At 41.7% G+C, this 5795-nt stretch carries 9 protein-coding genes; 3 read left to right on the top strand and 6 right to left on the bottom strand.

Annotation, left to right across the window (positions count from 1 at the left end; translation table 11 throughout):
• Positions 1-570: 570 nt before the first annotated feature.
• The 3 genes from KAU88_04245 to KAU88_04235 form a co-directional block, all read right to left on the bottom strand.
• Entirely contained in the window at positions 571-1659 is a 1089-nt protein-coding gene (locus KAU88_04245) for an SPFH domain-containing protein (protein MCK4477720.1), read from the bottom strand.
• Positions 1660-1663: 4 nt separating this feature from the next.
• Positions 1664-2197 carry a hypothetical protein gene (locus KAU88_04240; GenBank protein ID MCK4477719.1) on the bottom strand — a complete coding sequence of 178 codons (534 nt, stop codon included), beginning with the start codon at positions 2195-2197 and terminating at the stop codon, positions 1664-1666.
• Positions 2198-2407: 210 nt separating this feature from the next.
• On the bottom strand, positions 2408-2557 hold the full coding sequence (locus tag KAU88_04235; GenBank protein MCK4477718.1) for a hypothetical protein: 150 nt from the start codon (positions 2555-2557) through the stop codon (positions 2408-2410).
• Between the two features lie 180 nt (positions 2558-2737).
• Here KAU88_04235 and KAU88_04230 point away from each other — a divergent pair, with 180 nt between their 5' ends.
• From KAU88_04230 to KAU88_04220, 3 genes are all read left to right on the top strand, one after another.
• A complete protein-coding gene (locus tag KAU88_04230; GenBank protein MCK4477717.1) occupies positions 2738-3172 on the top strand; it encodes a hypothetical protein in 435 nt (144 codons plus the stop codon).
• 108 nt (positions 3173-3280) lie between these two features.
• Positions 3281-3829: a DUF4382 domain-containing protein gene (locus KAU88_04225; protein MCK4477716.1), complete on the top strand. Its 549-nt coding sequence runs from the start codon at positions 3281-3283 to the stop codon at positions 3827-3829.
• Between the two features lie 17 nt (positions 3830-3846).
• Complete coding sequence (locus KAU88_04220) at positions 3847-4203, top strand: hypothetical protein (GenBank protein ID MCK4477715.1); 357 nt, start codon at positions 3847-3849, stop codon at positions 4201-4203.
• A 41-nt stretch (positions 4204-4244) separates the two neighbouring features.
• On the opposite strand, the gene KAU88_04215 is transcribed toward KAU88_04220, so the two are convergent.
• From KAU88_04215 to KAU88_04205, 3 genes are all read right to left on the bottom strand, one after another.
• Positions 4245-4496, bottom strand: coding sequence for a zinc ribbon domain-containing protein (locus KAU88_04215; protein MCK4477714.1), 252 nt, complete (start codon positions 4494-4496; stop codon positions 4245-4247).
• 141 nt (positions 4497-4637) lie between these two features.
• The gene (locus KAU88_04210) at positions 4638-5063 is read right to left on the bottom strand and encodes a hypothetical protein (GenBank protein ID MCK4477713.1); all 426 of its coding nucleotides are present in this window, start codon (positions 5061-5063) and stop codon (positions 4638-4640) included.
• 255 nt (positions 5064-5318) lie between these two features.
• Positions 5319-5795 (bottom strand): ZIP family metal transporter (locus KAU88_04205; GenBank protein MCK4477712.1); only part of this gene is annotated, 477 nt, incomplete at its 5' end.

The following is a 5795-nucleotide window of genomic DNA, read 5'->3' as shown; positions in this document are numbered from 1 at the left end:
CACCTCATGTGGTTGCCAGTAACCGCAGATTCAAAACCCCCTACGTGGAATGAATCAAAACTTCTGGAAGGTGTATACTTCTGTCGGGGTCACTCATTATTTCATGATAGACATCTTAAGCCTCATCAGAGACTAAAACTAAGAGAAGTCCTCGAAAAATGCTGATTTGAACGCCTACAGAGTGGAGATATCACTCCCAAACCCCGCTTTTTTATGGTTCGAGCCTGTTCTTTTATGGAGTCCATAGAAAAAAGGGTGTTTTCGTGCATAAAGCTTGAAGGTGGCCAAGCCTTTCCGTTTAAAAGTTGTCAAAAACTTAAATAGAAGTTAATTATAGAAGAAAGTTCTTGATGATTGGTTGGGAAAGAAGTTTTTTAAACTTCTCCTTTCTCCCTGGGGGTAACCCCCCTTTCCAACCATGAGCTTCAAGCTCATGCATATATTATGTGGTTAGGATTTATAGAGTTATTCTCGTCGTTGATGTGTAATTTGTCAAACTTGTGTGATGAATGTTCGTTGAGTTTTTACATTGAGAGCATTAAAAAAGAGAGGACGGTAATAGGGTATAAGCTATTGCGAAAGTTTCTCTCCACAGTTCCCGCAGAATTTTGTTCCAGGAGGATTCTTAGTGTTACATTTTTGGCAAGTAATTTCAGCGCCAGTTGTTGACTGAGCGAGAGGTTTACCGCAATTTCCACAGAACTTCATACCTGCGGGGTTCTCGGCTTTGCAGTTTGGACAGATAACCGCGGGTTTTGGAAGCAAGCTTGAGCCACAATTTCCACAGAATTTCATTCCCGCAGTGTTTTTGGCGCCGCATTTTGGACAAATAACTACTTCTTGTGGTTTTCCAGCTTGAGCTTGTTGCATTTGTTGAGCCATCATGAAAGGCATCATCAAGCCTAGTCCTGCTCCAACGCCTGCTGCGGCTGCTCCACCGCCTTCAGTTCCTTTGAGTTCTGCTGCTGTTTCTTTCATGTACTGCATTGTCATGGCTTGTGCGCCAATTCCGGAGGCAAATCTTCGTGCTTCTTCTGGGATTTTGACGCCTTCGAAGACGCAGTCTATTATTTTTAGGCCGATTCTTGCGGCTTCGTCGCTGATTTTTAGTGCTACTTTGTCGGTTGTGATGTCTACGTTCTTTACGACGGTGAATATGTCGAAGCTGCCAAAATCGTTTATGATGCGTTCGTTTACGAATCCTCTGATGTAGTTTTCGATATCTTGGGATGTGGTTGCTCCTCGGTTTCCAAAGAACTCCATGACAAACAGTTTCGGATCTTCAACTTTGTAGAGGAGGTATCCGTAGAAACCTACTTCAGCTTGATATTTTATGTCGCCGCTTGGTGCTGAATAGGCTGTTCCACCAAAGTTTCCTCGGAATTGACTGTTGCTGACGAAAACAACTTCGCAATCGAAAATGTCACCTATGATGCCCAGAGCCTTTAAAGCGCCAGTAAAGAGGGAAATGTTTTTACTAGTTATTGTGTGTCTTCCAGGGCCAAAAACATCATAGGCTTTACCATCTCTAAAGAAGACAGCCCACTGATTTTCTTTTACAACCACTTGGCTTCCATACTTGAGGGAGAGTTTGGGAAATCTATAAGCAATATCCTCTGCCCCTCCGAAATCCCATGAAACTTTTTCAATTACAGGCATTAATTTACATCTCCAAAGGTCTGAATTCCTTTTCTCTTTCGTTCCATTTAGATTCAAAGTCGAATATTAAAGACTTGATGACTTTTACCTTCGCGTCTACACTATCCCATTTTTCAGCTTCGCAATCAGCATACAGCTCATCAACCCTGTTAACTATGCCTTTAACGTCTTCGTTTAGGGCTTTGTCGTAGTTGAATATTCGAGCAAGCTCCTTCTCTCTTATGTATCCCTTGCGGTCCCATAATCCAGCGTAGCCATAATCAGCGCGGTTAACCTTTTCAGCAATTCTATCCAAGACTTGGATGACTTTTTTGAAGTGATCTCCAGCAGATTTTTGCTCAGCGTTTAAAGCAGCCAGGTAGATTTCTTCCCATCTGTGGCGTAGGGCTTTGAAGTCAGCGTAGTAATAATCGCGGAGCTTTCGGTCGAGTTCTCGCAAATCCTCTTTCGTTCCATAGCCCCCAGTGATCACGTTTTGGATCTTTGCGAATACTCCTTGCCTAGCCTTGACTTTTTCAATTGTTTCCTTTTCCGCCATGAATAAATCTCCTAACACTTTTGAATGAGCATTCTTATCCCTAAAAACTTTCCCTCGCAATAAGTAGCTTTACATTACAAAGTAATTTGTGATGTGGGCCCTAAAATGAGAAACATAAGGCTTGCGGATGATATCTCCCTTGTGGGGAGGGTTCAAATCTTTGTCCTATCCCTTTCTTAGCTCAAAGTAGTCAGCGAAGAACAACAGTCTCTATATTATGAAGTATAATCCAACGATCCATTGTAACAGGTCTTGAAAAACCATTACAAGTATGCCAAAGATGACGGCTATCAAAGTAAAGACTGGTTTCGAGACTGTTACACCAATTTTCTCAAGTCCTCTTTCTATTGTTTCACCCATCGAAATCTCCTAAAATCTCGCTTTTCATTAGAATGAATATTTAACATTTCTTCAATAATTTCCACCAGTTAGGAAACGATCAAGCCAAAAAAGTGTGGACTTTCAGTTCATATTCCTAGCTCATAGGATTTTTTTGTTCAGAAGCTTGACTAAAGCATCAGTTGTATTGAGGTTAGCGGCTTGGAATTTGATGAAGAGAACGTTGCCAGCCAGTTGAAAGGTAACACTCTTCGAGTTTACTGGCACGTACTTCGGTCTCCTAACGATACTGTGGGAGCTAGAGAAACCCAAAGAGAGCTTGGATTTTCAAGTCCCGCACTTGCCGTGTACCATTTGGATAAGCTTGTTGATCTGGAGTTAGTGGAAAAGATAAGAGGAGAATATCGTTTGTTGAAGAAGGTCAACGTGGGGATTCTAAGACAGTTCATTAGAGTTGGAATGTTCATTCTTCCCAGATACTTACTGTACGCTATGCTATTTACTACGTTGCTCATTTTTTACATTACCCAAGTTAGAATGTTCGACTTCTACAGCGTCTTTGCTTTAGTGTTTGGAGTTTTAGGCACAGGAATCATGTGGTATGAAACGTTTCGAATATGGCACCAAAGACCTTAGCTGTTCAAAAAGTTGAACAGTATATTGTTAAACTGTTCAAAAGCATTGTATTAAATCAGGCGATACGCATAATTTCTCAATTCCAAATGGAAATTCGGAGGTGAAATAGTGGTTTACAACAATCGCAAACTTGTATTGGGAGGTCTTGGCGGCGTTTTGATAGCTGTTCTGATCATAGCAAGTTTTGTATGGATTGGATACCTGCCCACCGTACAGGCGACAGGTCAGCTAGTTGTGAAGATCAAGGATGCTCCCGCGGAGTTGGAAGAGCTTTGGTTAACCGTAAATGCGGTTAGAGTGCATAGGAAAGGTGGAGGAAACACGACATGGTACAATGTCTCAGTAATGCAAACAGACCCCTTCGACCTGCTGAGTTTGACTGACTTCTCCATTGTGCTGGCGGTACAAGAACTCTCAGTTGGGAACTACACAGAGATAAGATTCCACATCGTTGACGCCAATGCGACCATCGATGGAACATCAACACCCTTGAATATTACCACACAGTGGATGAAAGTCAAAGCTCACTTCGAAATCAAAGACACACAAGTAACCGCCGTAACTATAGACATAGACATCAACGAAGAACCTATTCTGAACGCCAACATCCTAATGCCTGTAGCCATCACCGATGTGATCGTCGAATACAATGGATAACACGGATGTGAGAGAGAATGTTGAAAAGACCTAGGCAGATTCCGAAGACCTATGTGCATACAAGAGCACAAATTTTCGAAACCCCCGGTCCTCCAATTTTTCGCGGTAATAGACAGACAATAAACGCTCTCTACGATTTCATAGATATAGTTCGGATACAGAGAGGTAACCGCTTAACAGCCAAACAGACCAGAGTTTTGATCAAAGTTGCAAAAGTACTGATTTCCTATATTGAAGCAGGGAAGTTGCCTTGCATTTCAGACAATGACGTCAGAGACACCGATTCTATGACACGACTAAAGGGAACGCTTGCGAAGTATATTCCTGATTCGGTCCTTGAACGAGAGCATAGCTCCACCATCCTTTCTGTCTAGTCTATCCGAACGCAGAAAATAGGGGAGTGCACTGTAAAGAATTAAAGTTTCTTTCCGCAACTGGCGCAGAAATTAGAATGTGGAGGAACTGAAGCACTACAATGTGGGCAAGTTGAAGGCATAGAATCTTTTCGCTTCTCTGTCTTCTCAAGAGTATCAACTAACCCTTTTCCGAAACTCTTTGTAACACTCCAAGCTTTCTTGAGACCTTTTCCGATGAGCTCGCCAGTTTCCTCAGCCACATCTTCGAGCTTGACAGGCTTCTCTTTTTCTTTAACTTCCGATTCACTCAACTAATGCACCTCGGCTCATAACTCAAAACATCGAGAACCTATAACTAAACTTTCCGAAGCTTAAATCATTATTGGAAACTCACATTTCCATATAGATGCGGAGTCTCTTCTACAAAGACAACATCTTGCCTGTAATGCCACTTATTGGAATGATCTTGATTTCCCCAGTTTTAGTCGTCGACATCGAGCTTCGTATATGGGCGTATAAACTAAGGCATGTTCTGTTACCTCAAATACTTCTTTAGCAATCCTTCCAGTGTCTGGAGGCCTCTTTACCGTTTTCTTGCGAATGATGTCTAGTATGATGTCGGGTGAAACCTTGGGTTCTCTTATTTTGTCGTTCAATTCTTTCAGAGCTTTTTTAGGTTCAGGCCTAGTGGAAGCAGATGGCAATTTCGCAGGGTCGATTTCACGTCCCGCTCTATTTAGAGCGATGTGCACGGCAGCTTTGTGGATTACTCTTTCTTGAACCTCGAACGCGACCTCCTTGTGAGGTCGCTTTAAAATTCCTTTTTCCTTCATAGTTTCGGGCTTTAGAGTTTGGCCAAAAGCGATGACTTCGCTCACTTCTCCTATTTTAATTGTATAGGTTTTCTTTTTGTAACTTTTTGTAATAATCGAGGAAGTAGTTTGCTTTTGCTACTATGAAGGGCTCGTAGAAAAGTTGAACCGACTCACATTCAACATCTTCGTGTTTAGGTTTAAGTAGGTCTAAATATCAGTGTGCACCTAGGCTTCCACGTGGTTAAATTGGTTAACTCTTTTTAGAATATTTTCTTCATGTATTTCTACGGACAAATTCTTTATTTTTATCATAATGCTTTACCTGAGCACGATTAAACTTAATATCATTACAGCCATTCCAGAAATAATTCCTATGGCTACCATGTGCTCTTTACCATATTTGTGAGCAGCTGGTAATAATTCGTCAAAGCTTATGTAAACCATGATGCCAGCAACGAAGGCTAGAACACAACTAAGTAGGTAATCTGTCATGAAGGGTAAGAGGAAAGCTGCTCCTATTACTGCGCCGATCGGCTCAAATATCCCCGAAGCAAAAGAGTACAAAAAAGCCTTTCTCCTATTTCCAGTAACATAAAAAATGGGTATAGACACGGATATTCCCTCTGGTATGTTGTGAATAGCTATGGCTACCGCTAATAGAATGCCAGTTTCTATTGAATGTAACGAGCCTGCGAACGTGACAAATCCCTCTGGAAAATTGTGTATTGCAATTCCCAACGCAGTTAAAATCCCAGTTCTCATAAGTTTCGGATCTTTGCTTTCAGCCTTTTCAGC

Source organism: Candidatus Bathyarchaeota archaeon, assembly GCA_023131225.1.
GTDB lineage: Archaea > Thermoproteota > Bathyarchaeia > Bathyarchaeales > SOJC01 > JAGLZW01.
This window is presented reverse-complemented; position numbering and strand designations above follow the sequence as displayed.

Bases quoted from the DNA above. Each gene is read 5' to 3' on its own strand.
- KAU88_04245 (MCK4477720.1), bottom strand. From the start codon at position 1,659: ATGCCTGTAATTGAAAAAGTTTCATGGGATTTCGGAGGGGCAGAGGAT.
- KAU88_04240 (MCK4477719.1), bottom strand. From the start codon at position 2,197: ATGGCGGAAAAGGAAACAATTGAAAAAGTCAAGGCTAGGCAAGGAGTA.
- KAU88_04235 (MCK4477718.1), bottom strand. From the start codon at position 2,557: ATGGGTGAAACAATAGAAAGAGGACTTGAGAAAATTGGTGTAACAGTC.
- KAU88_04220 (MCK4477715.1), top strand. From the start codon at position 3,847: ATGTTGAAAAGACCTAGGCAGATTCCGAAGACCTATGTGCATACAAGA.